This is a genomic window from Prescottella subtropica, from assembly GCF_005434945.1.
In the GTDB taxonomy this organism is placed as follows: domain Bacteria; phylum Actinomycetota; class Actinomycetes; order Mycobacteriales; family Mycobacteriaceae; genus Prescottella; species Prescottella subtropica.
This window is the reverse complement of the sequence record NZ_SKCH01000008.1, coordinates 73,331-100,226: the sequence shown is the minus strand read 5'-3', so window position 1 is coordinate 100,226 and position 26,896 is coordinate 73,331. Positions and strand designations below refer to the sequence as shown.

General features: G+C 70.8%; 28 protein-coding genes. 13 read left to right on the top strand and 15 right to left on the bottom strand.

Annotation, left to right across the window (positions count from 1 at the left end; genetic code table 11):
* Positions 1-47: 47 nt before the first annotated feature.
* Together E0497_RS10225 and E0497_RS10220 are read right to left on the bottom strand one after the other, a co-directional pair.
* Entirely contained in the window at positions 48-1,442 is a 1,395-nt protein-coding gene (locus E0497_RS10225; protein WP_137724738.1) for a phosphomannomutase/phosphoglucomutase, read from the bottom strand.
* A gap of 184 nt (positions 1,443-1,626) precedes the next feature.
* Complete coding sequence (locus E0497_RS10220) at positions 1,627-2,028, bottom strand: DUF3499 domain-containing protein (RefSeq protein WP_137724687.1); 402 nt, start codon at positions 2,026-2,028, stop codon at positions 1,627-1,629.
* A gap of 121 nt (positions 2,029-2,149) precedes the next feature.
* Here E0497_RS10220 and E0497_RS10215 point away from each other — a divergent pair, with 121 nt between their 5' ends.
* The gene (locus E0497_RS10215; protein ID WP_137724686.1) at positions 2,150-2,629 is read left to right on the top strand and encodes a metallopeptidase family protein; all 480 of its coding nucleotides are present in this window, start codon (positions 2,150-2,152) and stop codon (positions 2,627-2,629) included.
* 31 nt (positions 2,630-2,660) lie between these two features.
* Here the strand turns inward: E0497_RS10215 and E0497_RS10210 are convergent, their stop codons facing one another.
* A complete protein-coding gene (locus E0497_RS10210) occupies positions 2,661-2,993 on the bottom strand; it encodes a WhiB family transcriptional regulator (protein WP_137724737.1) in 333 nt (110 codons plus the stop codon).
* Positions 2,994-3,371: 378 nt separating this feature from the next.
* On the opposite strand from E0497_RS10210, the gene cofD reads away from it, so the two are divergent.
* Genes cofD through E0497_RS10195 form a run of 3 tightly spaced genes read left to right on the top strand, consistent with a single transcriptional unit; the run spans position 3,372 to position 6,285 of the window.
* Positions 3,372-4,367 carry a 2-phospho-L-lactate transferase gene (gene cofD, locus E0497_RS10205; RefSeq protein WP_137724685.1) on the top strand — a complete coding sequence of 332 codons (996 nt, stop codon included), beginning with the start codon at positions 3,372-3,374 and terminating at the stop codon, positions 4,365-4,367.
* Positions 4,364-5,731, top strand: coding sequence for a coenzyme F420-0:L-glutamate ligase (locus tag E0497_RS10200; protein ID WP_137724684.1), 1,368 nt, complete (start codon positions 4,364-4,366; stop codon positions 5,729-5,731). Before cofD ends, E0497_RS10200 begins: the two co-directional genes overlap by 4 nt.
* Positions 5,728-6,285 (top strand): NUDIX hydrolase, encoded by a 558-nt coding sequence (locus E0497_RS10195; RefSeq protein ID WP_137724683.1) that lies wholly within the window; start codon positions 5,728-5,730, stop codon positions 6,283-6,285. The genes E0497_RS10200 and E0497_RS10195 overlap by 4 nt, the downstream gene beginning before the upstream one ends.
* 64 nt (positions 6,286-6,349) lie before the next feature.
* On the opposite strand, the gene E0497_RS10190 is transcribed toward E0497_RS10195, so the two are convergent.
* Positions 6,350-6,994 (bottom strand): CoA transferase subunit B, encoded by a 645-nt coding sequence (locus E0497_RS10190; RefSeq protein ID WP_137724682.1) that lies wholly within the window; start codon positions 6,992-6,994, stop codon positions 6,350-6,352.
* Complete coding sequence (locus E0497_RS10185; RefSeq protein ID WP_137724736.1) at positions 6,991-7,737, bottom strand: CoA transferase subunit A; 747 nt, start codon at positions 7,735-7,737, stop codon at positions 6,991-6,993. The genes E0497_RS10190 and E0497_RS10185 overlap by 4 nt, the downstream gene beginning before the upstream one ends.
* Positions 7,738-7,920: 183 nt before the next feature.
* On the opposite strand from E0497_RS10185, the gene pcaH reads away from it, so the two are divergent.
* Genes pcaH through E0497_RS10155 form a run of 6 tightly spaced genes read left to right on the top strand, consistent with a single transcriptional unit; the run spans position 7,921 to position 13,845 of the window.
* Complete coding sequence (gene pcaH, locus E0497_RS10180; protein WP_137724681.1) at positions 7,921-8,643, top strand: protocatechuate 3,4-dioxygenase subunit beta; 723 nt, start codon at positions 7,921-7,923, stop codon at positions 8,641-8,643.
* Complete coding sequence (gene pcaG / locus E0497_RS10175; protein ID WP_137724680.1) at positions 8,636-9,277, top strand: protocatechuate 3,4-dioxygenase subunit alpha; 642 nt, start codon at positions 8,636-8,638, stop codon at positions 9,275-9,277. The genes pcaH and pcaG overlap by 8 nt, the downstream gene beginning before the upstream one ends.
* Positions 9,278-9,290: 13 nt before the next feature.
* On the top strand, positions 9,291-10,622 hold the full coding sequence (locus tag E0497_RS10170) for a lyase family protein (protein ID WP_137724679.1): 1,332 nt from the start codon (positions 9,291-9,293) through the stop codon (positions 10,620-10,622).
* Positions 10,619-11,797, top strand: a complete 1,179-nt coding sequence (pcaDC, locus tag E0497_RS10165) for a bifunctional 3-oxoadipate enol-lactonase/4-carboxymuconolactone decarboxylase PcaDC (RefSeq protein ID WP_137724678.1) — start codon at positions 10,619-10,621, stop codon at positions 11,795-11,797. The genes E0497_RS10170 and pcaDC overlap by 4 nt, the downstream gene beginning before the upstream one ends.
* A gap of 3 nt (positions 11,798-11,800) precedes the next feature.
* Positions 11,801-12,610, top strand: coding sequence for an IclR family transcriptional regulator domain-containing protein (locus E0497_RS10160; protein WP_137724677.1), 810 nt, complete (start codon positions 11,801-11,803; stop codon positions 12,608-12,610).
* Positions 12,611-12,633: 23 nt separating this feature from the next.
* Positions 12,634-13,845 (top strand): acetyl-CoA C-acetyltransferase, encoded by a 1,212-nt coding sequence (locus E0497_RS10155; protein ID WP_137724676.1) that lies wholly within the window; start codon positions 12,634-12,636, stop codon positions 13,843-13,845.
* A gap of 4 nt (positions 13,846-13,849) precedes the next feature.
* Here E0497_RS10155 and E0497_RS10150 read toward each other — a convergent pair whose 3' ends face one another.
* From E0497_RS10150 to E0497_RS10140, 3 genes are all read right to left on the bottom strand, one after another.
* Positions 13,850-14,776: an NAD-dependent epimerase/dehydratase family protein gene (locus tag E0497_RS10150; protein ID WP_137724675.1), complete on the bottom strand. Its 927-nt coding sequence runs from the start codon at positions 14,774-14,776 to the stop codon at positions 13,850-13,852.
* A gap of 105 nt (positions 14,777-14,881) precedes the next feature.
* The gene (locus E0497_RS10145) at positions 14,882-16,069 is read right to left on the bottom strand and encodes a 4-hydroxybenzoate 3-monooxygenase (protein WP_137724674.1); all 1,188 of its coding nucleotides are present in this window, start codon (positions 16,067-16,069) and stop codon (positions 14,882-14,884) included.
* Between the two features lie 117 nt (positions 16,070-16,186).
* On the bottom strand, positions 16,187-16,903 hold the full coding sequence (locus E0497_RS10140; RefSeq protein ID WP_137724735.1) for an IclR family transcriptional regulator: 717 nt from the start codon (positions 16,901-16,903) through the stop codon (positions 16,187-16,189).
* A 185-nt stretch (positions 16,904-17,088) separates the two neighbouring features.
* On the opposite strand from E0497_RS10140, the gene E0497_RS10135 reads away from it, so the two are divergent.
* Complete coding sequence (locus tag E0497_RS10135; protein ID WP_137724673.1) at positions 17,089-18,369, top strand: MFS transporter; 1,281 nt, start codon at positions 17,089-17,091, stop codon at positions 18,367-18,369.
* 70 nt (positions 18,370-18,439) lie between these two features.
* Here the strand turns inward: E0497_RS10135 and E0497_RS10130 are convergent, their stop codons facing one another.
* The 4 genes from E0497_RS10130 to rfbD all read right to left on the bottom strand — a co-directional run bounded on the left by E0497_RS10130 (position 18,440) and on the right by rfbD (position 22,139).
* Positions 18,440-19,216, bottom strand: coding sequence for an SGNH/GDSL hydrolase family protein (locus E0497_RS10130; RefSeq protein ID WP_137724672.1), 777 nt, complete (start codon positions 19,214-19,216; stop codon positions 18,440-18,442).
* A 64-nt stretch (positions 19,217-19,280) separates the two neighbouring features.
* Positions 19,281-20,360, bottom strand: a complete 1,080-nt coding sequence (gene manB, locus E0497_RS10125; protein WP_137724671.1) for a mannose-1-phosphate guanylyltransferase — start codon at positions 20,358-20,360, stop codon at positions 19,281-19,283.
* On the bottom strand, positions 20,357-21,259 hold the full coding sequence (locus tag E0497_RS10120; protein WP_137724670.1) for a glycosyltransferase family 2 protein: 903 nt from the start codon (positions 21,257-21,259) through the stop codon (positions 20,357-20,359). The genes manB and E0497_RS10120 overlap by 4 nt, the downstream gene beginning before the upstream one ends.
* A 34-nt stretch (positions 21,260-21,293) precedes the next feature.
* Positions 21,294-22,139, bottom strand: coding sequence for a dTDP-4-dehydrorhamnose reductase (rfbD, locus tag E0497_RS10115; RefSeq protein WP_241665823.1), 846 nt, complete (start codon positions 22,137-22,139; stop codon positions 21,294-21,296).
* Positions 22,140-22,227: 88 nt separating this feature from the next.
* On the opposite strand from rfbD, the gene E0497_RS10110 reads away from it, so the two are divergent.
* Both E0497_RS10110 and E0497_RS10105 read left to right on the top strand, forming a co-directional pair.
* Positions 22,228-23,796: an LCP family protein gene (locus tag E0497_RS10110; protein ID WP_137724669.1), complete on the top strand. Its 1,569-nt coding sequence runs from the start codon at positions 22,228-22,230 to the stop codon at positions 23,794-23,796.
* A 5-nt stretch (positions 23,797-23,801) separates the two neighbouring features.
* The gene (locus E0497_RS10105) at positions 23,802-24,515 is read left to right on the top strand and encodes a TIGR03089 family protein (protein WP_137724668.1); all 714 of its coding nucleotides are present in this window, start codon (positions 23,802-23,804) and stop codon (positions 24,513-24,515) included.
* Positions 24,516-24,522: 7 nt separating this feature from the next.
* On the opposite strand, the gene E0497_RS10100 is transcribed toward E0497_RS10105, so the two are convergent.
* Genes E0497_RS10100 through purE form a run of 3 tightly spaced genes read right to left on the bottom strand, consistent with a single transcriptional unit; the run spans position 24,523 to position 26,872 of the window.
* Positions 24,523-25,191: a response regulator gene (locus E0497_RS10100; protein WP_137724667.1), complete on the bottom strand. Its 669-nt coding sequence runs from the start codon at positions 25,189-25,191 to the stop codon at positions 24,523-24,525.
* 10 nt (positions 25,192-25,201) lie between these two features.
* Entirely contained in the window at positions 25,202-26,395 is a 1,194-nt protein-coding gene (locus tag E0497_RS10095; protein ID WP_137724666.1) for a sensor histidine kinase, read from the bottom strand.
* A 3-nt stretch (positions 26,396-26,398) separates the two neighbouring features.
* A complete protein-coding gene (gene purE, locus E0497_RS10090; RefSeq protein WP_137724733.1) occupies positions 26,399-26,872 on the bottom strand; it encodes a 5-(carboxyamino)imidazole ribonucleotide mutase in 474 nt (157 codons plus the stop codon).
* Positions 26,873-26,896 lie beyond the last annotated feature (24 nt).

The window sequence follows — 26,896 nt, the reverse complement described above, 5'->3', positions numbered from 1 at the left end:
CCACTCCCCTGTCCCCCCGACCGCTCCAGGTCACTCGAGTATCCCAGCTATTGCGCCGGCCGGGCGCGCACCACGGCGAGGATCTCGGTGACGATCGCGTCGACCGCGGCGGGAGTGCGTGCCTCGACGTTCAGGCGCAGCAGCGGCTCGGTGTTGGACGCCCGCAGGTTGAACCAGGCCCCGTCGGCGAGGTCGACGGTGACGCCGTCGAGCCGGTCCACGGCCGCCGTCCGGTCGGCGAACGCCTCGACCACCGCGGCGGTCCGCTCGGTGGCGTCGGCGACCGTCGAGTTGATCTCCCCGGACGCGGCGTAGCCCTCGTAGGCGCGCATCAGCTCCGAGAGGGGACGGTCCTGCTCGCCGAGCGCGGCCAGCACGTGCAGCGCCGCGAGCATGCCCGAATCGGCACCCCAGAAGTCGCGGAAGTAGTAGTGCGCGGAGTGCTCGCCACCGAACACGGCCGCCGTCTCGGCCATCTGCTGCTTGATGAACGAATGCCCGACGCGGGTACGGACGGCGGTGCCACCGAGCCTGCCGACCAGTTCGGGCACGAACCGGGAGGTGATGAGGTTGTGGATGATCGTGCCGCCGGGTTCCTTCCCCAGTTCCCGCTCGGCGACGAGCGCGGTCACCGCGGACGGCGACACCGGGTCACCGTTCTCGTCGACGACGAAGCAGCGGTCGGCGTCACCGTCGAACGCCAGACCGATGTCCGCGCCGGTCTCCCGCACGAACGCCTGCAGATCCACCAGGTTCGCGGGGTCGAGCGGATTGGCCTCGTGGTTGGGGAACGAGCCGTCGAGCTCGAAGTACAGCGGCAGGATCTCCACCGGCATCGGCCCGAACACGGCCGGCACGGTGTGCCCGCCCATGCCGTTGCCGGCGTCGACCGCGATCCGCAGCGGACGCAGCTCGGACAGATCCACCAGGCCGCGCACGAACGCCGAGTAGCGGTCGAGGACATCGTCCTCGGTGACCGTTCCGGCCGGCCCGTCGAACGCCGGGACACCCTCGGCGACCTCGCGGGCGATCACGGTCAGACCGGTGTCCTGGCCGACGGGCTTGGCACCCGCGCGGCACAACTTGATGCCGTTGTACTTCGCCGGATTGTGGCTCGCGGTGAACATCGCGCCCGGGCAGTCCAGCACCCCCGACGCGAAGTACAGCTGATCGGTGGACGCCAGGCCGATGTGCACCACGTCGAGGCCCTGCGACACGACACCGTCGGCGAACGCCCGGGACAGGGCGGGGGACGACTCCCGCATGTCGTGGCCGATCGCGACCCGCGTCACACGCTCACCGGCGGCCGGCTCGTCGCGGACCAGGCGCGCGAACGACGCCCCGACGTCACGGACGAAGTCGGCGTCGATCTGCTCGCCTACGACGCCACGCACGTCGTAGGCCTTGATCACGGCATTGACGGATTCGGCGGACCGCTCCACTGCTGAGTTCTCCTGCTGTTCGTTGATGCGACGCGCATTGTTCGCCGCACCGCTTGTCCGACCCGGTCGCGCGGACGCAATCGGGTCGGTCACCGAGCCTAGTGGGGAATGCCCCGGTCGCGCTTCCCGAGCGAAATGTCGGGGTTCGACGGGTCGGTCGGCAGCCGGAACGGGGAGAGACGCCTCAGTTGGCGGGATCGGGCAGAACCCGAAGATGACCGCGACGTCCGGTGCGTGCGGTCGGCGGGGTCGACGGCGCAGCCACAGCCGTCGACGTCTCGGCGGCCGATCCGGTGTCGGGGCGATGACGCTCCCCCAGGCCGGCCTCGCGGACGGCCTCGGCGAGCGCGGTGAGATCGTCCTCGTCCGGCGTGCTCGAGGAGAAACCACCCTCGTACCGCACCAGTTCCCAGCCCTTGGGGGCGGTGATCCGCGACGCGTGGCTCTCGCACAGGTCCCACGAATGCGGTTCCGCGACCGTCGCCAACGGCCCGACCACCGCGGTGGAATCGGAGTACACGTACGTCAGGGTCGCGACAGCAGGGTTCTTGCACCCAGGCCGGCAACAACGACGCAGTGATCTCACAAGCAAGGAGACTAACCCCAACTCCGCGGTTGGCCTACTCCGACACACGGGACTATCCCCCACCAGCATCGGCCGTCTCACCGGAGCGACCGCCGGGGGCCGTCACGGTAGGGTCCCCTCCATGTCCAGAGCTCGTCGTCCCCGCCCCCTGACGTCACGTTCGGTCACGCGGCGTGGCCGGGGAATCCGCGGACCGCTGCTGCCGCCGGGCCTGCCGGCGGCACGCACCCGCGCCGAGAAGTTCGACCATCTGGTCCTGAACGCGTTCGAACCCGTCGACGCACGCTGGCACGACCGGCTCACCAAGCTCGACATCGCGGTCGACGACGTGCCGCGCATCCGGGCGATCGACCCGGACTCGGTGAACTGGCCGCCGGAGGTGGTCGCGGACGGACCGGTACCACTGTCACGGCTGATCCCGGCCGGCATCGACCGGCACGGCACCACGACGCGCGCCCGTATCGTGCTGTTCCGGCGCCCCCTCGAACTGCGTGCGAAGACACCCGCCGACCTCGAGGACCTCGTGCACGACGTCCTGACCGAGCAGGTCGCGACGTATCTGGGGGTGGACCCGGACGTGATCGACCCCGGCCAGGTCTAGACGGCCGGGGTCTGTCGGAACACGGTGCGGGTCAGATGATTCCGCGCTTGAGGCGGCGGCGCTCCCGCTCCGACAGGCCACCCCAGATCCCGAACCGCTCGTCGTTCGAGAGCGCGTACTCGAGGCAGTCGGTCCGCACCTCGCACCCCAGGCAGATGCGCTTGGCCTCGCGGGTCGATCCGCCCTTCTCGGGGAAGAACGCCTCGGGGTCGGTCTGCGCGCACAGCGCGCGGTCCTGCCACTGCTCGTCCTCGTCGTCGTACACCGCGTCGAGGCCCGGAAGCAGGCTCAATCGGGGAGCACTCACTCCGAGATCGATATCGTCGAAACCCTCACTCGCCGGCAGACCCACTACCGCCCCCATCTTCGACTCGGTGTGCAATCGCTCACCGACCACGGTCAGAGGAGTTCCGGGAGTGTCGAACCCGTACTTCTGAACGTGCATCGCTCCGCCTCCTCACTTGTCGTCACTGCAGAGAGCCGAGGACACCCTCGAACCCTCGCTGTTCCTGCACTGCTGTTCCCACCCGACATTCGTCCCGACAAGTGCCCGAACGACGGTTCGAGTAGAGGCTCATACCGGGTGAACTCGCCCCACGAACCCGGAATGACATAAATGTGATTAGACACGCGCTGGCGTGTCGGGTCAAGCCGAAACGGGAAAGTCGTTTACCATCCCGCGCACGTCCCGCAATCGTGGTAGAACCCGACCGATTCGACGGCACCGCATAGGCTTCGGAACGTGAACGTGACTGTATTGGTTGGCGGCGTCGGCGGGGCTCGATTCCTCCAAGGAGTTCGGAACCTGCTCGAAGATGCCGGGAACGGCGGGGACGGCCCCGCGCATCGGATCACCGCCGTCGTCAACGTCGGCGACGACGTGTGGATGCACGGCCTGCGGATCTGCCCGGATCTCGACACCTGCATGTACACCCTCGGCGGCGGCATCGACCCCGAACGCGGGTGGGGTCATGCCGGTGAAACCTGGAATGCCAAAGAGGAACTCGCGGCCTACGGCGCCCAGCCGGACTGGTTCGGCCTCGGCGACCGGGACATCGCCACGCATCTGATCCGCAGCCAGATGCTGCGCACCGGCTACCCGCTCTCGGCGGTGACCGAGGCACTGTGCAACCGCTGGCAGCCGGGTGTCACACTGCTGCCGGTCAGCGACGACCGCAGCGAAACCCACGTCGTCGTCACCGATCCCGAGTCCGACCCTGCCGATCCGACGCAGAAGGCGATCCACTTCCAGGAGTGGTGGGTCCGCCACAAGGCGCAGATCCCCACCCACAGCTTCGCGCACATCGGCGCCGAGCAGGCGACACCGGCGCCGGGCGTGCTCGAGGCCATCGAGACCGCGGACGTCGTACTGTTGGCCCCGTCGAACCCGGTCGTGAGCATCGGCGCGATCCTCGCCGTCCCCGGCATCCGCGGCGCGCTGCGCACCACGGCCGCGAAGGTCGTCGGCCTGTCCCCGGTGATCGACGGGAAACCGTTACGCGGCATGGCCGACGAATGCCTGTCCGTGATCGGGGTGGAGACGTCCGCCGAGGCCATCGGCCGCCACTACGGGGCGCGCTCGGCGACCGGCATCCTCGACGGCTGGCTGATCCACTCCACCGACACCGCCGACGTGCCGGGGGTCGAGGTGCGCAGCGTTCCGCTGCTCATGACCGATCCCGACGCGACCGCCGACATGGTGCGCGCCGCCCTCGACATCGCCGGGGTTGCGCTGTGACCGTGCGCGATCACGGGGCCGGGCGGGCGATCGAGATCCTGCCGGTGCCGGGGCTGCCCGAGTTCCGGCCCGGCGACGACCTGTCCGCGGCGATCACCGACGCGGCGCCGTGGCTGGCCGACGGCGACGTCGTGGTCGTCACCAGCAAGGTGTTCTCCAAGGTGGAGGGCCGGATCGTGGCCTCCCCCACCGACCCCGACGAGCGGGATGCTGCACGTAGGCGTCTCGTCGACCAGGAGGCGGTACGGGTCGTGGCCCGCAAGGGCCGCACCCTCATCACCGAGAACAAGCTCGGCATCGTGCAGGCCGCGTCGGGCATCGACGGCTCCAACGTCGACGGCGCCGAACTCGCACTGCTGCCGGAGGACCCGGACGGCAGTGCCCGAAAGCTGCGGCAGGACATCGAGAACCGTCTCGGGGTGCGGGTCGCGGTCGTCGTGACCGACACGATGGGGCGGGCGTGGCGGATCGGGCAGATCGACGCCGCGATCGGGGCGTCCGGCATTCCGGTGCTGCACGCGTACGCCGGTTCGGTGGACGGTCAGGGCAACGAGCTGCTGGTGACCGAGGTGGCCGTGGCCGACGAGATCGCCGCCGCCGCCGACCTCGTCAAGGGCAAGCTGGGCGGCATGCCGGTCGCGGTCGTGCGCGGTCTCGCCGTGGACGGTCTCGACGCAGACGGTCTCGACGACGGCTCGTCGGCGCAGGATCTGATCCGCCGCGGCCCGGAGGACCTGTTCTGGTTGGGCACCGCCGAATCGTTCGAGCAGGGCCGGCGTGAGGCGCTGCTGCTGCGCCGGTCGGTGCGCGAATTCTCCGACGAGCCGGTGGACCCCGACGTGCTGCGCGCCGCGATCGCGGACGCGCTCACCGCGCCGGCCCCGCACCACACCCGTCCGGTGCGGTTCGTGTGGCTGCGCAGTCCCGACGTCCGGGCCCGCCTGCTGGACGCGATGCGCGAGCGCTGGCGCACGGATCTCGCGTCCGACGGCCTGGACGCCGAGCGGATCGAGATGCGGATCGCGCGCGGCGACATCCTGTTCCACGCCCCCGAGGTGGTGATCCCGTTCTGTGTACCGGACGGCGCCCACGACTATCCGGACGAGCGGCGCACCCGCGCCGAGTCGACGATGTTCACGGTCGCGGTCGGTGCCGCCGTGCAGGGGCTGCTGGTGTCGCTCGCGACCCGCGGCGTCGGCAGCTGCTGGATCGGGTCGACGATCTTCGCGGCCGACACCGTCCGGACCGCCCTGGATCTGCCCGCCGACTGGCAGCCGCTCGGGGCGATCGCCGTCGGACATCCACTCGAGCCGTTGACGCCGCGGGATGCGCGTGAGCCCGGCGACGCGCTGGTGGAGCTTTGAGTGCCCGGTCGCTGCACGCATCGGCGCGGGCGGCGCTCACGGACTGGGTCGCCGACTCCGACGACGCGGACTCGTTGCGGCACACCATGCTCGCGTTCCTCGACTCCGCCCCCGACGGCTGCCTGCGCGCGCACGCGCCCGGGCACGTCACGGCGTCGTCACTCGTCCTCGACGCCACCGGCGAACACGTGCTGCTCACCCTGCACCCGCGGGTGGGCCGCTGGATCCAACTCGGCGGGCACTGCGAGGAGGGCGACGACACCGTCGTCGACGCGGCCCTGCGGGAGGCGCGGGAGGAGTCCGGCATCGACGGTCTACGGATCGATCCGCGACTGCTGTCGGCGCACACGCACCCCATCACGTGCTCACTCGGCGTCCCCACCCGGCACCTGGATCTACGGTTCCTCGTCACCGCACCCGGCCCGGCCGCCGAGACGCCCGCCACCATCAGCGACGAATCCCAGGACCTGCGCTGGTGGCCCGTCGACGCCCTCCCCGACGGCGCCGAGAAGAACACCATCGACCACCTGGTCACATTGGCGCGGCGGCGGTGAGCACTCGCTGTGCGCCTTTTTGGTAGTGGGAGCTACCAAAAAGGCGCACGGGTGGCGTAGCCGCCTACAGCAGCGTCGCGGCGGTGGCGGCGACGACGTCGTCGACGGTGATGCCGGGGGCGGTTTCGACGAGGCGTAGTCCGTCGGGGGTGACGTCGAGGACGGCCATGTCGGTGATGATCCGCTGCACGCAGCCCTTGCCGGTGAGCGGCAGGGTGCATTCGTCGAGGATCTTGGGGTCGCCCTTCTTGGAGACGTGTTCCATCATCACGATGACGCGTTTGGCGCCGTGGACGAGGTCCATCGCGCCGCCCATGCCCTTGACCATGTGGCCGGGGATCATCCAGTTGGCGAGGTCACCGGTGGCGGACACCTGCATGGCGCCGAGGACGGCGACGTCGACCTGGCCGCCGCGGATCATGCCGAACGACTGCGACGAGTCGAAGAACGAGGCGCCGGGCATCGCCGTGATGGTTTCCTTGCCGGCGTTGATGAGTTCGGGGTCGAGTTCGTCCTCGGTGGGGTACGGGCCGACGCCGAGGACACCGTTCTCCGAGTGCAGGACGACGGTGATGTCGTCGGGCACGAAGTTGGGGACCAGGGTCGGCATGCCGATGCCGAGGTTGACGTACTGTCCGTCGGACAGTTCCTGTGCGACGCGCGCGGCCATCTGCTCGCGGGTCAGCTTCCGGGTGATCGTCTGAGTCATGCTCGTACCGTTCGCTTCTCGATTCCGACAGTGACCTTGCCCACGGGCACGACGCGCTGCACGTGGATGCCCGGGGTGTGGATCTGCTCGGGATCCAGTTCGCCCGGTTCGACGAGGTGTTCGACCTGCGCGATGGTGATGCGGCCGGACGCGGCGGCGGGCGGGTTGAAGTTGCGGGCGCTGCGCCGGTACACGAGGTTGCCGTGCCGGTCGCCCTTCCATGCGTGGACGAGGGCGTAGTCGGCGACTATGCCGTGTTCGAGGACGTACGTCTTGCCGTCGAACTCGCGGGTCTCCTTGGGCGGGCTGGCGACCGCGATGCCGCCGTTGCCGTCGTAGCGGCGCGGCAGTCCGCCGTCGGCGACCTGGGTGCCGACACCGGCCGGGGTGAAGAACGCGGGGATGCCGGCGCCGCCGGCCCGGAGCCGCTCGGCGAGGGTGCCCTGCGGCGTCAGCTCCACCTCGAGTTCACCGGAGAGGTACTGGCGCGCGAACTCCTTGTTGCTGCCGACGTACGACCCGATGGTGCGGCGGATGCGCCCCTGCTCGAGCAGCACACCGAGGCCGAAGCCGTCGGTGCCGCAGTTGTTGCTGACGGTCTCGAGGTCCGTCGCCCCCTGCGCGAGGAGTGCGTCGATGAGGATCTCCGGCACTCCGACCAGGCCGAATCCGCCGACGGCGATCGTGGCACCGTCCGGGATGTCGGCGACAGCCTCGGCTGCTGTGGCAATGACTTTGTCCATCATGGCGGCCAGCATACGACTATCTGTACGCGTTGTGAACTCTCGTCCGCATTACGAACACTCCCGCTCGAGATCGTTGATCGACCCTCGCGAACCGGCTAGGGTGTTCGCATAGCGTCTATACGTCCGCATTGCGAACGTCCTGCTCGTACCCTGCCCGCTGATTCCGTCACCGAGGTCCCCATGCTTCATCTACCCCCGCAGTACCCGCCGCTCGGTTCCGGCGTGAATGCGCCGCTCGATTTCGCCGACTACAAGACCACCCGCCTGCGCAGTCCGCGTCAGCCGCTGAAGTTGCTGCCGCAGCGACTCGGCGAACTCACCGGGCCCGTGTTCGGCGAGGACCGGGTCGCCCCCGGCGACGCCGACCTGACCATGGCCAACGGCGGCGAGGCGCAGGGACAGCGGATCGTCGTCCACGGCCGCGTCCTCGACTCGAACGGCACGCCCGTCCCCAACACTCTGCTCGAGGTGTGGCAGGCGAACGCCGCCGGACGCTACCGCCACATCGGTGACAACTGGCCGGCCCCGCTCGACCCGCACTTCGACGGGGTGGGCCGCTGCGCCACCGACGCCGACGGCCGGTACTCGTTCACGACGATCAAGCCGGGCGCGTACCCGTGGCGCAACCACGACAGCGCGTGGCGGCCGTCGCACATCCACTTCTCGCTGTTCGGGACGTCGTTCACGCAGCGTCTGGTGACGCAGATGTACTTCCCGGACGACCCGCTGTTCTTCCAGGACCCGATCTACAACTCGGTGCCCGCCGAGGCCCGGCACCGGATGGTCGGCGTGTTCGACTACGACGCGACCGTCGCCGACTGGGCCCTGGGTTTCCGTTTCGACATCGTCCTGCGCGGACGCGAGGCCACCCCGTTCGAGGACGACGAGGATCACGATGACTGACAGCACCGCCAACACCGCGCCGATCTACGACGTCACCCCCGGCGACTTCACCACCGCGGAGTTCGGGGTCACCCCGTCGCAGACGGTGGGCCCGTACTGGCACATCGGCCTGCCGTGGGCCGACGGCCCCGACGCCGCACCCGAGGGCACGCCCGGCCGGATCACGCTGCAGGTCACCGTGTTCGACGGGGATCGGGTCCCGGTCGCCGACGCGCTGATCGAGACGTGGCAGGCCGACGCCGCCGGACGCTTCACGCACCCGGACGATCCGCGGGGCGCGGCCGAGTCGGTGCCCGCGGGATTCCGCGGCTTCGGACGCGCCGGCGCCGACGAGACCGGCACCGCCGCGATCCACACCGTCAAGCCGGGTGCGCTGCCCGCCGAGAACCACACCGTCGAGGCACCGCACGTGAACGTCGGGATCCTCGCGCGCGGCATGCTCGAGCGTCTGTACACGCGCCTGTACTTCCCGGAGGACACCGCGGCGCATGCCGTCGACCCGGTGCTGTCGTCGCTGCCGGAGTCGCAGCGCGCCAAGCTGATCGCGCGCAAGACCGACGACGGCTACCACCTGACCGTCTATGTTCAGGACAGCGACCCCGACGGTGTCGAGACGCCGTTCTTCGAGTTGTGATCAGGAGTTTCCCGTGACGCACACCCGCGGCGACCTGTTCGACCCGATCTTCGGGGCCGGTGAGCTCGCCGAGACGGTCTCCGACCACGCCTGGGTGGGTGCACTCCTCGAGGTCGAGGCCGCGCTCACCCGCGCGGCCGCCACCGTCGGACTCGTCGACGCCGCCCACGCGGCGACGGTGACCGCCGTCGCCGCGCGCTTGGCCGCACCCGGTCGGATCGACGTCGCCGACCTGGGTCGGGCATCCGCGGCCGGCGGCAACCCGGTGATCCCGCTGGTGAAGATCCTGCGGGCCGCGTGCGCGGCGGAGGGGGTTCCGGCGGCGGCCGTGCACGTCGGCGCCACCAGCCAGGACGTCCTGGACTCGGCGCTGATGCTGCTGTCCAGCAACGCCGGACGCATCGTCACCGGCAACCTGCGGGCCGCGGCCGACGCCGCCGCCGACCTCGCCGGCCGACACCGCAGTACCCCCATGGTGGCGCGCACCCTCGGCCAGCAGGCACTGCCCACCACGTTCGGTGCGCTGGCGGTGTCGTGGTGCACCGGACTCGACGCCGCGGCCGATGCCGTCGAGACGGCCCTGTCCGCACTGCCCGCCGCGTTCGGCGGCGCGGCAGGCACTCTCGCGGCCGTCCACCCGCACGGCCTCGTCATGGCCGATGCCCTCGCCGACGATCTCGGTCTCGCCCGGCAGACCGTGCCGTGGCACACCGTCCGCACCCCGATCGCCGCCCTGGCGTCGGCGCTGGGACTCGCGGCGGGCACGGTGTCCAAGCCGGCCACCGACGTCGTCGCGATGGCGTCCACCGAGTTCGGTGAGGTCGCCGAGGACGCGCCCGGCGGCTCGTCGGCCATGCCGCACAAGCGCAATCCGGTCGCCGCGATCACCGCCCGCGCCGCGGCCCGGCGGGTGCCGGGCCTGGTGTCGACGATCCTGTCGTCGATGGACCACGAGTTCGCCCGCGCGGCCGGGGCGTGGCACGCCGAATGGGAGACGCTCACCGATCTGCTGCGGCTCACCGGCGGCGCCGCAGGACGGCTCGCGTCGAGCCTGACCCGACTGCACGTCCACCCCGGCGCGCTGGCCCGCAACCTCGAGGCGACCGGCGGGCTGATCCTCGCCGAACGCGTCACCCGAGCCCTGTCCGAGCACACCGATGCCGCCCGCGACATCGTCACCTCCGCAGCCGCATCCGGTGCCGCACTCGACGCCGACCCGGCGATCACCGCGCACCTGTCCCCGGAGACACTGCGCGACCTGCTCGACCCCGTGCACTACCTCGGCCACGCCGTCGACCTCGTCGACCGGGCCCTCGCCACCCGAACCACCGGAGGACATCCGTGACGGTAGACCTGCACCACGAGACCCACGGCGACCCGGCCGCACCGCCGGTCGTGCTGCTCGGCTCCCTCGGCTCCGACCTGCACATGTGGGATCCGCAGATCCACGCGCTCGCCGCTCGCTACCGGGTGATCGCCGTCGACCACCGCGGCCACGGCCGCTCCCCCGCCCCCGCCGGCCCGTACACGGTCGCCGACCTCGGCGGCGACGTGGTCGCGCTCCTCGACACGCTCGGGGTGGACGCCGCGCACATCGTGGGCCTGTCCCTCGGCGGCGCCGTCGGCCAGTGGCTGGCCGCGCACCGTCCGGCCCGGGTGCGGACACTGACGCTGCTGTGCACGTCGGCGCAGTTCGCCCCCGCCCAGCCGTGGCTGGACCGGGCCGCGGCCGTCCGCGCCGACGGTGTCGCGTCGATCGCCGAGTCGATCGTCGGACGCTGGTTCACTCCCGAACTGGCGCAGCGGGATCCGGAACTCGTCGAGCGGCACGTCGCGATGGTGTCCGGCACCTCCGACGAGGGCTACGCCGGCTGCTGCGAGGCGCTGGCGCAGTGGGACGGGCGGGCCGACCTGGCCCGTATCGTCGCCCCCACCCTCGTGATCGCCGGCGAGCAGGACGGCCCCACACCGCCGCCGGTGCTGGCGACGATCGCCGACGGTATCGCCGGTGCACACCTGCACGTCGTCTCCCCCGGCGCGCACCTCGCCAACGTCGAACAGGCCGGCCCCGTCACCCGGCTGATCGACCGGCACCTCGCCGGCTCCGACGCCGCCGCAGTCGCCGACGCCCGCCGCACCGTCCACGCCGTCGGCGAACGGGTACGCCGGTCCGTCCTCGGCGACACCCACGTGGACCGTTCGATCGCGGGCAGCACCGCATTCACCGAACCGTTCCAGGACTTCATCACCCGCACCGCGTGGGGCGACATCTGGGCCCGCGACGGCCTCGACCACCCCACCCGACGCCTGCTCACCCTCGCGGTCCTCACCGCCGTCGGCAACGACCACGAACTCGACATGCACATCCGGTCCGCGCTGCGGGCCGGGATCGACCCCGCACAGCTCGTGGAAGTATTCCTGCACACCGCGGTGTACGCGGGTGTGCCGAACAGTAACCGGGCGTTCGCGCTCGGCAAGCAGGCGATCGCCGACCTGGCGGACGCCGAGGGGAGTAGCTGACACGTGACCGACACGAGCGAGACGAACACGAGCGGGACCGCCGCGGCCTCCACCGATTACGTGCAGTCCCTGGCACGCGGGCTGTCCGTCATCCGGGCGTTCGACGCGGAGCATCCGCGCCGCACCCTCAGTGACGTGGCCCGGGCCACGGACCTGACCCGCGCCACCGCCCGCCGGTTCCTGCTCACCCTCGTCGAACTCGGCTACGTGCGCACCGACGGCTCCGTGTTCTGGCTGACCCCGCGGGTCCTCGAACTCGGCTACAGCTACCTGTCGAGCCTGTCCCTGCCCGAGATCGCCCGCCCGCACCTCGAGGCGCTGTCGCAGCGGGTCCACGAATCGACGTCGGTGTCGATCCTCGACGGCGGGGACGTCGTGTACGTCGCGCGTGTCCCGGTCAGCCGCATCATGACGGTGTCCATCACGATCGGCACCCGCTTCCCCGCGTTCGCGACGTCGATGGGTCGGGTGCTGCTGGCCGGGCTCGCCCCGGCCGCACTCGACGCTTACCTCGCCGGGGTCGATCTGGCGCCGCTCACCGGGCGCACCGTCGCCACCCGCGACGACCTGCGGGCCGCACTCGATCGGATTCGCGCGCAAGGGTTCTGCGTCGTCGACCAGGAACTCGAGGAGGGCCTGCGCTCGCTGGCCGCCCCGATCGTCGACGCGTCCGGCACCGTCGTCGCGGCCGTGAACATCTCGACCCAGGCGGCCCGGTACACGATCGAGGCGGTGCACGAGACGCTCGTGCCCGCCGCGGTCGAGACCGCCACCGCCATCTCCGCCGATCTGGCCCGAACCCAGACGAAATAATCTGTCGCACCGAGGAAGAACACATGCCTGACGCAGTCATCTGCGAGCCCCTCCGCACCCCCGTCGGCCGTTTCGGCGGCGTCTTCCGGGACATCGCGCCCGAGGATCTGGCGGCCACCGTCATCACCGAACTCGTCTCCCGCACCGGCATCTCCGGCGGCGACGTCGACGACGTGATCCTCGGTCAGGGTTCCCCCGGCGGCGAGGCCCCGGCGATCGGCCGGATCGCGGCCCTCAACTCCGGTCTGGGCGTGGACGTTCCGGGCCTGCAGGTGGACCGGCGTTGCGGCTCCGGTCTGCAGGCGATCATCCAGGCCGTCATGCAGGTCCAGTCCGGGGGCAGCGACCTCGTCCTCGCCGGCGGTGTCGAATCGATGAGCCAGGCCGAGTTCTACGCCACCGGCATGCGGTACGGCGTCCGCGGTGAGGCCGTCGCACTCAGCGACCGGCTGGCCCGTGCCCGGGTCACCGCCGGCGGCCGCAACTACCCGGTGCCCGGCGGCATGATCGAGACCGCCGAGAACCTGCGCGCCGAATTCTCGATCAGCCGCACCGACCAGGACGCCCTCGCCGTGCAGTCGCACCGGCGGGCCGTCGCCGCCCAGACCAACGGGGTGTTCGCGCAGGAGATCGTCCCGGTGACCGTCCCCCAGCGCAAGGGGGACCCGATCGTCGTCGACACCGACGAACATCCCCGCCCCGACACCAGCCTCGACTCCCTCGCGAAGCTGCGCCCGATCCGCGGCGCTGTCGACCCCGACGCCACCGTCACCGCCGGCAACGCCAGCGGCCAGAACGACGGCGCCGCGATCGCGATCGTCACCACGCCGGAGAAGGCGACGGCCCTCGGCCTGCGGCCCCTGGCCAGGCTCGCCAGCTGGGCCGTCGCCGGGGTGCCGCCGCGGACGATGGGCATCGGCCCGGTCCCGTCGACCGAGAAGGCCCTCGGCCGGATCGGCCTGAGCCTCGCCGACATGGGCGTCATCGAACTCAACGAGGCGTTCGCCGCCCAGGCTCTCGCCGTGACCCGCACGTGGGGTCTCGAAGCGGATGATCCGCGCCTGAACCCGAACGGCTCCGGGATCTCCCTCGGCCACCCCGTCGGTGCGACCGGCGCCCGCATCCTCGCCACGCTGTTGCGTGAGATGGACCGCCGCGAGACCCGCTGGGGCCTGGAAACCATGTGCATCGGCGGCGGCCAGGGCCTGGCCGCGGTGTTCGAGCGGATCGGCTGACGCGTCAGCCCGCCGTCGCCGCCTGCACGAGTGCGTACATTTCGGCGACGGCGCGGGCGCAGTCGTCCTTCGTGTAGCCGAGTCGGGCGGTCTCGGCGGGGTCGGTCTCGTAGGAGATGACGTTGCCGCGGCCCTGGACGATGAAGCTGTCCGGCAGCAGCGGATGTTCCTCGTCGCGGGACTCGATGGTGCGGTCCCCGCCGGCGGCGTCGACGAGCAGCTGGAAGTATTCGGCGAATGTGAGGTTCCGGTCGCCGATCAGGTAGGCCGTGCCGGATTCGCCCGCGGTCAGGGCTCCGCCGATGGCCTCGGCCAGGGAGCGCGCCGACATGTAGTTGGTGCCGCCGGCCGGGGCGAAGTCGGGGATCTGCGGCTCGTTGCCGGCGGCCCAGGAGAACAGTTTGCGGTACCGCTTCGCGGACACCCCGGCGTTGGCGCCGAGGATCGACGGCGGGTTCAGCGTCATCGCGGCGAAGTTCTCGTCGGCGAGCGCGCGGGCCCCCTCGTCGGCGGCCTTGCGGGCCGCGACGTACGGCATCGTGTCCGCGTACTCGGGACGCAGGTGGTGGTAGTAGCTGCCCACCTGCACGAACCGCGGCACCCCCGCCGACTTGGCGAGCGCCGCGAACCGCGGCACGCCCCCGGTCTGCGTCCGCTCCCAGAACGCGGCCTCGCCCGCGGCGTCCAGGCCCCGATCCATGTGCCGGATGTCCTGGCCCGCCGCGAACACGATGCCCTCGAACGGTGCCAGCTGGGCGGCGGTGAACGTCTGCTGCGTGTAGTCGCCGAGGAGCACCGGGAAGTCCCGCACCGGGGAGTCGTCGGCGAGCGGGTTGCGGGCGGCGACGGTGACGTCGTCGCCCCGATCCCGCAGATGCCGCGCCGCGTGGGCGCCGATCATGCCGGTACCGCCGACGATCAGGACCTTCATCGAATACCTCTTCCGTAGGTGGAGTGCGGGTGCACTGCCGAACCTACGGAAGAGGCGGGACCCGATGTGTCCTACATCTCACCGAGCGAGAGGATGCGGCCGTGTTCAGCCGAGCGGGGTGCCCACGTAGTTCTCGGCGAGCAGGGTGCGGCCCGCGACCGACCGGGTCACCATGTCGAGTTCGGCGACCTGACGGCGGTAGTCGAACCCGGACGCGTCGGGCAGCCGGTGCATCATCGACGACATCCACCACGAGAAGTGCTGGGTGCGCCACACCCGCGGCAGCACCGTCTCGGTGTACCCGTCGAGGCGTCCGCGGTGCCCGGTCTCGAAGAACGCGCCCATCGCCTTCGACAACTCGTACACGTCGGCGACGGCCAGGTTGAGGCCCTTCGCGCCGGTCGGGGGGACGGTGTGGGCGGCGTCGCCGGCGAGGAACAGGTTGCCGTGCTGCATCGGCTCGCACACGAAGCTGCGGAACTGCAGGATCGACTTCTCGAAGATCCGGCCGTCCTTGATCTCCGCGCCCTCCCCGTCGACGCGGGCGTGCAGCTCCGACCAGATGCGGTCGTCGGACCAGTTGTCCACCGAGTCGGTCGGATCGACCTGCAGGTAGTGCCGCTGGATCTCGGGGGTGCGGGTGCTGACGAGCGCGAAGCCACGCGGATGGTTGGCGTAGATGAGCTCGTCCGACGACTGCGGCGCCTCGGCGAGGATGCCGAACCACGCGAACGGGTACTGCCGGAAATGGTCCTGGCGGATCGACGGCTCCGGGATCAGCTTGCGGGTCTTGGTCCGCGAGCCGTCGCAGCCGGCCACCAGCACGCACGTGACGGTCTGCGGGTTGCCGTCGGCGTCGGTGTAGGTGATCGACGGGGTGTCGGACGTGTGGCCCAGCACCTCCACGTCGGAGACCCCGAACCGGATGTCGCCGCCGTCGGCGAGACGCTTGGCGATCAGGTCCTTCAATACCTCGTGCTGCGGGTACACGGTGACGGCGCGGCCGGGGACGAGTTCGTCGAACGCGATGCGGTGCCCGCGGCCACCGAACCGCAGTTCGATGCCGTGGTGCTCGTGGCCCTCGGCCCTCACCCGGTCACCCAGACCGGTCTCCACCATGAGGTCGACGGTGTTCTGTTCGAGCACCCCGGCCCGGATGGTGCCTTCCACCTGCTCGCGCGTGCGGGCCTCGAGGACGACGGAGTCGATGCCGCGCAGGTGCAGGAGATGGGACAGCATCAGTCCGGCCGGTCCGGCTCCGACGATGCCGACCTGGGTGCTCGGGTGAGTCATGGGTGGTTACTCCTCGGTAGGCGTGATCGCCCCCACTGTCCCGATCCGCACCCGACCACAGAACCCCAACTTTCACTCAGTGAAAGATCGTTTCGCGGCAGTGCCGGGAGATTTCGGTCACGCCAGATGCCGCGAGATTCCGCGCGCCGCGGCCCGCAGCGCCGGGATCAGCGGGGCCGGATCGTCGTCGGCGCCGACGACGACCGAGATCGACGCGACCACCTCCCCCGTCGACCGCGCGACCGGGGCGGCGACCGCGAGGGTCCCGATGTTGAGGTGTTCCCGGCACACCACGAACCCGGTGCGCCGGATGTCGTCGAGCACCTGCCGCAGCCGGTGCTCCGACGTGACCGTGGCGGGTGTGAACCGCTCCAGCCCGGCACCGAGGACTTCGTCGAGCAGTTCGGTGCCGCCGTGCGCGAGCAGCACCAGCCCGCCGCTCGACGCGTGCAGCGGGAGCCGGCCCCCGGCCCGCCCCACCACCGGGACCGCCCCACGCGCGGACAATCGTTCGATGTAGAGCGCCTCGAAGCCCTCCCGCACGATCAGCTGGACGTTCTCGCGGGTCGCCTCGTACAGGTCCTCGAGGTAGGGCATCGCGACCTGACGCAGTCCGTGCGCGCGGGGGGCGAGGGCCCCGAGTTCCCACAGCCGGACCCCGATCGCGTAGCGGCCGGCGTCGTCGCGCTCGAGGGCGCCGTGGGTCACGAGTTGTCCGCACAGCCGGTGGACCGTCGGCAGCGGCAGCCCGGTGCGCCGGCTCAGGTCCGACTGCGTCAGCCGCGGCCGGGCGGCGGTGAAGCAGCCGAGCACCGCGAAGGCCCGGCCGAGCATGCTGCGGTCCGGATCACGCGTGTCGCTCACGCTTCGAGTATCGCGACGTGTCCCGGAACTTCGGAAACGACCCGACAAACCACTTGGTACGGAGTTTGACATCGGCGTGTGACCCACCAAACAATGACCGTGTTCTAAAAATGAACGGTGGTTCGCATTGCGAACACGATAGTTTCGGAGATGGAATGAGCACCCTCGAACGACCCGTGACGCGCGGCGGCTCCGCGCTCTGGGTGGCCCCCCTGTGTTGGATCGCCGTCCTCCTCGACGGCTTCGACATGGTCGTGCTCGGCACGGTCATCCCGTCCCTGCGCGAGCACGGCGACTGGAACCTGAGCACCGGCACCATCACGAGCATCACGACGTTCGGTCTCGTCGGCATGATGATCGGCGCGCTCACCATCGGCACCCTCACCGACATCGTCGGCCGCCGTCGCGCCCTGATCTTCGCGGTCACCGCGTTCTCGGTGCTCACCCTGCTCTGTGCGCTCGCGCCGAACCCGTTCTTCTTCGGACTGTTCCGCTTCCTGTCCGGCATCGGCCTGGGCGGCGCCCTGCCCACCGCGCTCGCACTGGTCAACGAGTTCTCCAAGAAGCAGGGCGGCGGATCCGCGTCGACCCTGCTGATGACCGGCTACCACGTCGGCGCCGTCGCGACCGCCGCGCTCGCGCTCGTGCTCATCGACCCGTTCGGCTGGCACTCGATGTTCGTCGTCGGTGCGCTGCCGGCCATCGTGCTCGTCCCGCTGATGATCCGGTACCTGCCGGAATCCCCGTCGTACCTGCTCGCCCAGGGCCGGCGCGCCGAGGCCGAGCAGATCGCCGCCCAGTACGGTCTGACGCTCGACGAGACCGCGACGACCGCCGCCCCCGCGGCCGCGTCCGCCCCGGCCCGTGCCCTGTTCTCGCCGAAGTTCCTGCGCAACAGCATCGCGATCTGGGTCACGTCGTTCATGGGCCTGCTGCTGGTCTACGGCCTGAACACCTGGCTGCCGACGATCATGCGCGAGGCCGGCTACGACCTCGGCGCCGCCCTGACCCTGCTGCTCGTCCTCAATGCCGGCGCCGTCGTGGGCCTGCTCGTCGCCGGTGGTGTCGCCGACCGGATCGGCCCGCGAGCCGCATGCATCGCCTGGTTCGCCGGGGCCGCACTGTTCCTGGCGCTGCTCAGCGTGAACGTCGGGGGCGGCATCTACGTCATGGTGTTCCTGGCCGGCTGCTTCGTCTTCAGCGCCCAGGTGCTCGTGTACGCCTTCACCAGCGCCAGCCACCCCGCGAACATCCGCGCCACCGCGCTCGGCTGGTCGGCGGGTGTCGGCCGGATCGGCGCGATCTGCGGACCGCTGCTCGGCGGCCTGCTCCTCGACGCCGGCTACGCCGTGCCGTGGGGCTTCTACGCCTTCGCCCTCGTCGGACTCATCGGCCTGGTCGCGATCTCCACGAGTCGCGCCGTCACGCACGCCTGAGACTCCCCCTCGGGAACGACGAACGCCGATCGGATCAACTCCGATCGGCGTTCGTCGTTTTCTGCTGTCCCTACCGGATCGGGGCGAGGGCGGGCCGCTTCGCGGCGACACCGTCCCCCGACGACGTGCCGCGTACCCGGCGGCCGATCCACGGCAGCAGGAAGTCCTTCGTCCACACCAGGTCGGCGCGCCGCTGCGACGCCCGGTCGGCGGGCAGGTCCGGGCCGAGCGGGTCGACGACGATGTGGTGCTGCACGCCGAGCGTGTCGAGCACCCGGATCGCCATGTTCTGGTGGCCGGGTGTGGACATGTGCAGCCGGTCCCAGTCCCACATCCGCAGATCCCGGTACTCGTCGAAGCGCCAGAAGTCGACGAGCGTCGCGCCGTGCCGGTCCGCGACCTCACGCACCAGTTCGTTGTAGATCGCCGAGCGGCCGCGGATCTTCGAGAAGACCGACGAGAAGCCGGCGTCGAACGCCGTCCACACCAGCACCGTCGCACCGGTCGCGGCCAGTTTGCCGATCACCTCGTCGTACCGGGCCACCAGCGCGTCGAGGTCGACCGACGGGCGCATCAGATCGTTGCCGCCCGCATAGATCGTCACCAGGTCCGGCTCGAGTACGATCGCCGCGTCGAGTTGCTCGTCGGCGATCGGGCCGAGCAGCCGGCCACGCACCGCGAGGTTGGCGTACCCGAAGTCGGCGCTGCGGGTCGCCAGTTCCTCGGCGACCCGGTCCGCCCAGCCGCGCAGTCCGTTGGGACGGGTGGGATCGGGATCGCCGACGCCCTCGGTGAACGAGTCACCGAGCGCGACGTACCTGCGATAGACGGGTTCCTGCGACATCATTCCCCCAGTATTTCAGTAGCAAGACTAAGGAATGGCGGACTGTGCCGGATCCCACGCCGCCGGATCACACGTCGGTGCTGAACCGGACCCCACCGTCGGGCAGCGTGACACCCGGCCACACCCGCGCGCCACCGATCAGCTCGCAGCGGGCACCGACGTCGGCGCCGTCCCCGATCACCGCGTCACGGATCAGCGCGCGCGGACCGATCCGGGCACCGAACCCGATGATCGACCGTTCGACCACCGCACCGGCCTCCACGTGGGCGCCGTCGAACAGGATCGCCCCGTCGAGCCGGGCCCCGGCCCCGACCTCGGCGCCACGTCCGACGACGGTGCCGCCGATCAGCAGCGCACCCGGTGCCACCCCCGCACCGGGATGGACGAGGGATTCACCGCGCGGGCCGTCGAGCGCCGGCGACGGCGCGATACCGCGCACCAGGTCCGCGGACCCGCGGACGAAGTCGTCGGGGGTGCCCATGTCCCGCCAGTACGAGGTGTCGACGTGACCGAACACGCGCGCGCCGTCGGCGAGCAGCGCCGGGAACACCTCACGTTCGACGGACACCGGACGGTCCGACGGGATCTTCTCGATGATCTCGCGGCGGAACACGTAGCAGCCGGCGTTGATCTGGTCGGTCGGTGGATCCTGCGTCTTCTCCAGGAACGCCTTGACGCGGCCGTCGTCGTCGGTGGGGACGCAGCCGAACGCGCGCGGGTCACCGACCCGCACCAGGTGCAGGGTGACGTCGGCGTCGGTGCGGAAGTGGGTGTCGAGGACCGCGGTCAGGTCGGTGCCGCCGAGGACGTCACCGTTGAAGACCATGATGTTGTCGGCGCGCAGGCTCGGCAGCACGTTGCGGATACCGCCGCCGGTGCCCATCGGCTCGATCTCGGTGACGTACTCGATCTCGAGACCGAGATCGCTGCCGTCACCGAAATGCTCCTCGAAGACCTCCGCCTTGAACGACGTGCCCAGCACGACGTGGTCGATGCCCGCCTGCTTGATCCGCGCCAGCAGATGCGTCAGGAACGGCACCCCCGCGGTGGGGAGCATCGGCTTGGGTGCGGACAGCGTCAGTGGACGCAGCCGCGTGCCCTGGCCTCCCACCAGAACCACGGCATCGGTCGCCGAAGCAGTAGTCATTCTTTCCCCTCGATCTCGTTGTCCCGATTCTCGTCGGCGGTGCGCTGCCGGACGGCGGCCGCGACCGCGAGCTTCGACCGCAGGGCGAGTCCGCCCCGCAACGCCCACCGCAGCGGCGCCTGCCACCACTCGGGGTGGCGGTCGGCCTGGAAACGGTAGGCACTCTCGTGGTGGGCGGGCAGCATCAGTTCCGGATGCCGGCCCGCCGCATGTCCCTTCGCGTGGGTGACCTCGGCGGACGGCACGAACACGTTGAGCCAGCCGGCCCGGCCGAGACGGTCCCCCAGGTCGACGTCCTCCATGTACATGAAGTAGCGCGAATCGAAGCCGTCGATCGCGTCGAACGCGGCCCGGCGCAGCAGCAGGCACGATCCCGACAGCCAGCCTGCCGGACGCTCGGCGATCGTCTCACTGTCCTGCCGGTACCGCAGCGTCCACGGGTTCGACGGCCACACCGAACCGAGCACTGCGTGCCCGGCACCGGAAACGAGGTCGGGGACGGCCCGCGCCGACGGGTAGACGCTGCCGTCGGGTTCGCGGACCATCGGCCCCAGGGCGCCGGCGCGCGGCCACCGCTGCGCCGCGGCCAGCAGCTCGTCGATCGACCCGGGCGACCAGCGCACATCCGGGTTGACGACGAGCACGAACTCGATGCCGGGGTCGATCTCGGCGACGGCGCGGTTGATCGCACCGCCGTAGCCGATGTTGCCGCCGGTGCGCAGCAGCCGGACATGATCGTGAGCGGCGGCCGCGGCCTCGGGGGCGCCGTCGACCGAGCCGTTGTCGGCGAGGATCACCTGCGGATTCTCGGTCGTGGCATCGGCCAGCGTGCTCAGGAAATGCTCCAGATGCTCGCCCGGCGAGTAGGTCACCGTCACCACGGCCAGCTGCGAACTCACGCGGGCAAGCCTAGCCGCAGCGCCCGTATCGTCCTCATCCGAGCCGGGCCAGCGCGTCGGCCAGTGCGTCCCGCCACGGCCGCAGCGGTGTCAGACCCGCATCCGCCCACGACCGCGGCGACAGCACCGAGTAACCCGGACGCGGTGCGGGCCGGACGAACTCGGCGCTCGTGCACGGCCGCACCCGCTCCGGGTCGGCGCCGACACCGGCGAACACGGCCCGCGCCAGGTCGAACCAGGTGGCTGCGCCCGCGTTGGTGGCGTGCAGGGTCGTCACGCCGCGGCCGCCGGTGCGGGCGAGTTCGAGCAGCCCCGCCGCCAGATCGACCGCGTAGGTGGGCGAACCGAGCTGATCGTCCACGACCTGCACGGTGTCGCGTTCCCGCTCGAGACGCAGCATCGTCGCCACGAAATCCGTGCCCGCCCCGGAGTACACCCACGCGGTCCGCACGATCTGCGCGCCGGGCAGCATCTCCCGGACCGCCCGCTCCCCCGCGAGCTTGGTACGGCCGTAGACGGTGCGGGGGCCGGTGGGATCACCGGGTTCGTAGGGGGCGGCCGTGTCCCCCACCCGATCCCCCGCGAACACGTAGTCGGTGGAGACGTGGATCAGGTGGGCGCCGGTGCGGGCGCACGCGGTCGCCAGCGTGCGCGGCCCGACCTCGTTGACCGCGGTGGCCGACGCCTCGTCGGACTCGGCGGCGTCGACGGCCGTGTACGCGGCACAGTTGACCACGACCGTGTCCGGGCGCACCCGGGCCGCGACGGCGTCCGGGTCGGTGATGTCGAGATCCGTCGAACCGACACCGTCGGCGGCGACGCCCGCGTCCCGCGCACACTGCAGCAGTCGGCTGCCGAGTTGACCCCGCGCCCCCGTCACCAAAATCCTTCGCACAGCGACCGAGTCTGGCACGTCGGACCGCTGCGTGCCGTACCGGAGCACGATCACCGTTAGCCTGGAGCACAGTATGAGAACCGACCGTCATGGAGGCCGACGCGTGCCACAGGAGTCCACCGCACGGGAGGTGCCGCGGCCCCCCGCCCCGACCTCACGCAGACAGATCGCCATCGCGATCGCGGCGGTCCTCGTACTCGTGTTGACCGGATTCGCGTGGCGCAGCGTCGATTCCCTGCGCTCGAGCCTCGCCACGATCGGCGGTCTCGGACTCGGCGGCGGCAAGGACGGCGCCATCGACATCCTGCTCGTCGGCACCGACAGCCGCACCGACGCGCACGGGAACCCGCTCACCTCGACCGAACTCGAATCGCTGCGCGCCGGCGAGGAAGTGGCGTCGAACACCGACACGATCATCCTGGTCCGGGTGCCGAACGACGGCAGCTCCGCCACCGCCATCTCCATTCCCCGCGACGCGTACGTCAAGGTTCCCGGCATCGGCATGTCGAAGATCAACGCAGCCTACGGGGCCACGAAGGAGGCCGAGCGGCAACGTCTCGTCGAGGACGGCGAATCCGAGTCGTCGGCGGAGAAGAAGTCGACACAGGCCGGCCGGGAGGCGCTCATCGAATCGGTCGGCGACCTCACCGGCATCACCGTCGACCACTACGCCGAGATCGGCCTGCTCGGGTTCGTACTGCTCACCGACGCCGTCGGCGGTGTCGACGTGTGCCTCAACGCCGCTGTCGACGAACCGCTCTCGGGTGCGAACTTCCCGGCCGGCGAACAGACCCTCGACGGATCCGACGCCCTGAGTTTCGTCCGGCAGCGGCATGGACTGCCGCGCGGCGATCTCGACCGGATCGTCCGCCAGCAGGTGTTCATGGCATCCCTCGCGAGCGAGGTGCTCAGCGCCAAGACCCTCACCAACCCCGGCAAGCTCGGCAAGCTGACCTCCGCCGTGCAGCGTTCGGTGGTCCTCGACTCCGACTGGGACGTCATCGACTTCGCCACCCAGTTGCAGGACCTCGCCGGTGGCAGCGTCACGTTCGAGACCATCCCGGTCGTCGACATCAACGGCACCACCGACTACGGCGAGTCGATCGTCAAGGTCGACCCGAAAGCGGTCCGGAAGTACGTGGCCGGGCTCGCCGGGGAGGAACCGGCCTCCGACGACACCGAGACGTCCGACTCGACCGTCCCCACCACGATGCCCGACATCGACGTGTCCACGGTCACCGTCGACGTCGCCAACGACTCCAGCGTCGGTGGCCTCGCCACCAGCGTCGGCAACCTGCTCGAGAACGAAGGATTCGGGCTCGGCACCGTCGGCAACAACACCGGAAAATCGGTGTCGCGCAGCACCGTGTTCGCGAAGTCGGCCGACAGCGACGCCGCCCGCGCCGTGTCCGTGACCCTCGGCGGCCTGCCCGTCGAAACCGACTCGTCCCTGAAATCCGGTGCGGTGCGGGTCGTGGTCACCGGGGACTACTCGACGCCCACCACGTCCACGTCGACCACATCGAGGTCGGCCGAGTCGTCGGGGTCCTCACGGACGAGCACCACTGCCACCTCCCCCACCCCCGCCGAACCCGGCCCCCCGATCGACGCCGGCGGCACCGGCCCGCGCTGCGTCAACTGAAGGATATGTCTGTGACCGACCTGACCACCGCCCTGCTCGACCCGATCCTCGCCGCCGACCCGGCGGGCCCGCGGATCACCTACTACGACGACGCCACCGGTGAGCGCATCGAACTGTCCGCGATCACCCTCGCGAACTGGGCGGCGAAGACCGCGAACCTGCTGTGCGACGAGTTCGGACTGCTGCCCGGCGCTCGGGTGTCGGTGCTGCTGCCCGCGCACTGGCAGACCGCCGCCGTCCTGCTCGGCGCGTGGTGGGCCGGACTCGAGGTGACCCTGGGTGCCGACCCGGACGCCGACGCCGCCCTCGTCACCGTCGACCGACTGGACGACGTCGCGGATCTGCCGGAGGTGGCGGTGCTGTCGCTGGACGCGTTCGGCCGCCCCGTCCCGGACCTGCCCATCGGGGTCACCGACTATGCGACCGCGGTCCGCGTGCACGGCGACCAGTTCCGCGGCCTGGCACCGGGTTCCGCAACTCTCGACGGCCGCACGGTGGACGACGTCCTGTCCGCGGCCCGCGCCGCAGCCGCCGCCGACGGGGTCACCGGGACCGACCGGGTGCTGTCCACCCGATCCTGGTCCGACGCCGACGAACTCGTCACCGGACTGCTGTCGGTGCTGGCCGTCGGGGCATCGCTGGTACAGGTGAGCAATCCCGACGCCGAGAAGGTCGAGCGCCGCGTCGACGCCGAGAAGGTCACCCGCCGGCTGTCGTGAGGCCGGGTCAGTCGCTGCCGAGCAGATCCTGCGGCCGCACCAGGCCCACCTGGAACGCGTACAGCACGGCCTGCACGCGGTCGCGGGAGCCGGTCTTCGAGAGCACCCGTCCGACATGGGTTTTCACGGTGGCCTCGGAGACCACGAACGTCGCGGCGATCTCGGTGTTGGACAGTCCGTGGGCCATCGCCGCGAGGACTTCGACCTCGCGGGGGGTGAGGTCCTCGGGCAGCGTCGGCCGCACCGTGCCGCCGAGCATCGGCCCGACGTGCTGCAGCAGTTTCCGGGTGGAGCGGGCCTCGATGACGGCGTCGCCGCGGTGCACGGTGCGGATCGCGTCGAGCAGTTCCTCGGGCGGCACGTCCTTGAGGAGGAAGCCGCTGGCACCGGCGCTGATCGCGGACAGCACGTACTCGTCGTCCTCGAACGTGGTGAGCACCACCACTTTCGGTGACTCGTCGGCCGCGGTGAGACGCCGGGTGGCCTCGATGCCGTCCATGATCGGCATCTGCACGTCCATGAGCACGACATCGGCCGCGGTGTGGGCCAATGCTGCCACCGCGGCGGATCCGTCGCCCGATTCGAGGACCACCTCGAGGTCCGGTTGCGAATCGATCACCATGCGGAACCCCGCCCGCACGAGCTGCTGGTCGTCGACGAGGGCCACGCGAATCATGGTCGCCAGCCTAGGTGGCGGTGTACGGCAGCAGACCCTGCACCCGGTAGCCGCCGCCGGTGACCGGTCCGGCGGCCAGTCGTCCGCCGTGCAGTGCGGCGCGTTCGGTCATGCCGATCACGCCCTGCCCGCCCGGTGACGATGCGACGAGCGCAGCCGCACCGCCGCGGCCGTCGTCGATGATCGTGAGGTCGAGTTCCCGCTCACCCCACGACATCTCGACCCGTACCCGGGCGCCGGGGCCGGCATGCTTGAGGACGTTGGTGAGGGATTCCTGCACGATCCGGTACGCGGTCAACCCGGCGCCGGTGGACAGTTCCCGCGGCTCCCCCGACACCGTGAGGTCGACGGCGAGGCCGCCGCGCCGCAGGTCCTCCACCAGCCCGCCGATGTCGTCGGTACCGGGTAGAGCGGAGAACTCGCGGGGCCGGTCCTCCCGCAGCACCGACAGCAGTCCCCGCATGTCGGTGAGGGCCTGCCGGCCGGTCGCGGCGATCGTCGCGAGGGCGTCGAGCGCGGCCTGCGGATCCTTCGCGGCGCCGTAGCGGCCGCCGTCGGCCTGCGCGATGACGACGGTGAGCGAGTGCGCGACGATGTCGTGCATTTCGCGGGCGATGCGGGTGCGTTCACCGAGCGCGGCGAGTTCGGCTTCCTGGGCGCGTTCGAGTTCGAGGAGCCGGGCACGTTCGGCGAGCCCCTCGACCTCCTGGATACGCACCCGGCGCAGGTCCCCGAACGCCCACACCGCGATGACGAACACGACCAGCATTCCCGCGTTGGCGGTCGCGCCCTGCCACGTGCGTCCGTCGTACCCGAAGTATTCGACGCCCGCCACCGCGGCACCGAGCATCGCTACTACCAGTGCGGTGTAACTGCTCCAGCGCGGTCCGTAGGCGGCGAACGCGTACAGCGCGATCGGCACCGCGATCGCACTCGGCATCAGAACACCCGAGACCAGGAACAGGTGCGCGACCGCGAACCCGGCGACCACGAACCCGGAGACGACGGTGTGCGAGCGCCGCCACGCGAGCGGCACCGTCATGCCGAGCGAGACGATCACGTGCTCGGTGCCGCCGCCGACGGTCGCTGCCAGGCAGAACAACGACAGGAGCGCCGCCTCGGCACGGTCGATTCCGACCGCGTGGGCGGCGCTCCAGCGGTACCAGCGCTCACTCAGCCGAGAGCGCGCCGGACGGGGCGTCATGTGTCAGCCGAGCAGTTTCGCGCGCAGGGCCGCGTCCTTCTCGAGGACCATCTGTTCGAGCCCGGCCTGGAAGTCGGCCATGCGCTGACGCAGCGCGTCGTCGGACGCGCCGAGGATGCGGGCGGCGAGCAGACCGGCGTTGCGGGCGCCGCCGATCGACACGGTCGCGACGGGAACACCGGCGGGCATCTGCACGATCGACAGCAGCGAGTCCATGCCGTCGAGGTATTTCAGGGGCACGGGGACACCGATCACCGGCAGTGGCGTCGCCGAGGCGACCATGCCGGGCAGGTGGGCGGCGCCACCGGCACCGGCGATGATGACCTTGATCCCCCGGTCGGCGGCGTCACGCGCGTAGTCGAGCATGCGCTGCGGGGTGCGGTGCGCCGAGACGACACCGACCTCGAAGCGGACACCGAACTCGGCGAGCGCTTCGGCGGCGGCCTCCATCGTCGGCCAGTCCGAGTCGCTGCCCATGATCAGCCCGACGAGGGGCCCGTT

Excerpts from the sequence above, each read along its gene's own strand:
- E0497_RS10215 (WP_137724686.1), top strand. The coding sequence starts at position 2,150 with ATGTCCAGAGCTCGTCGTCCCCGCCCCCTGACGTCACGTTCGGTCACG.
- E0497_RS10210 (WP_137724737.1), bottom strand. The coding sequence starts at position 2,993 with ATGGGGGCGGTAGTGGGTCTGCCGGCGAGTGAGGGTTTCGACGATATC.
- E0497_RS10190 (WP_137724682.1), bottom strand. The coding sequence starts at position 6,994 with ATGACTCAGACGATCACCCGGAAGCTGACCCGCGAGCAGATGGCCGCG.
- E0497_RS10185 (WP_137724736.1), bottom strand. The coding sequence starts at position 7,737 with ATGGACAAAGTCATTGCCACAGCAGCCGAGGCTGTCGCCGACATCCCG.
- pcaH (WP_137724681.1), top strand. The coding sequence starts at position 7,921 with ATGCTTCATCTACCCCCGCAGTACCCGCCGCTCGGTTCCGGCGTGAAT.
- pcaG (WP_137724680.1), top strand. The coding sequence starts at position 8,636 with ATGACTGACAGCACCGCCAACACCGCGCCGATCTACGACGTCACCCCC.
- E0497_RS10155 (WP_137724676.1), top strand. The coding sequence starts at position 12,634 with ATGCCTGACGCAGTCATCTGCGAGCCCCTCCGCACCCCCGTCGGCCGT.
- E0497_RS10150 (WP_137724675.1), bottom strand. The coding sequence starts at position 14,776 with ATGAAGGTCCTGATCGTCGGCGGTACCGGCATGATCGGCGCCCACGCG.
- E0497_RS10145 (WP_137724674.1), bottom strand. The coding sequence starts at position 16,069 with ATGACTCACCCGAGCACCCAGGTCGGCATCGTCGGAGCCGGACCGGCC.
- E0497_RS10140 (WP_137724735.1), bottom strand. The coding sequence starts at position 16,903 with ATGCTCGGCCGGGCCTTCGCGGTGCTCGGCTGCTTCACCGCCGCCCGG.
- E0497_RS10135 (WP_137724673.1), top strand. The coding sequence starts at position 17,089 with ATGAGCACCCTCGAACGACCCGTGACGCGCGGCGGCTCCGCGCTCTGG.
- E0497_RS10130 (WP_137724672.1), bottom strand. The coding sequence starts at position 19,216 with ATGATGTCGCAGGAACCCGTCTATCGCAGGTACGTCGCGCTCGGTGAC.
- manB (WP_137724671.1), bottom strand. The coding sequence starts at position 20,360 with ATGACTACTGCTTCGGCGACCGATGCCGTGGTTCTGGTGGGAGGCCAG.
- E0497_RS10110 (WP_137724669.1), top strand. The coding sequence starts at position 22,228 with ATGAGAACCGACCGTCATGGAGGCCGACGCGTGCCACAGGAGTCCACC.
- E0497_RS10105 (WP_137724668.1), top strand. The coding sequence starts at position 23,802 with ATGTCTGTGACCGACCTGACCACCGCCCTGCTCGACCCGATCCTCGCC.
- E0497_RS10100 (WP_137724667.1), bottom strand. The coding sequence starts at position 25,191 with ATGATTCGCGTGGCCCTCGTCGACGACCAGCAGCTCGTGCGGGCGGGG.
- E0497_RS10095 (WP_137724666.1), bottom strand. The coding sequence starts at position 26,395 with ATGACGCCCCGTCCGGCGCGCTCTCGGCTGAGTGAGCGCTGGTACCGC.
- purE (WP_137724733.1), bottom strand. The coding sequence starts at position 26,872 with ATGGGCAGCGACTCGGACTGGCCGACGATGGAGGCCGCCGCCGAAGCG.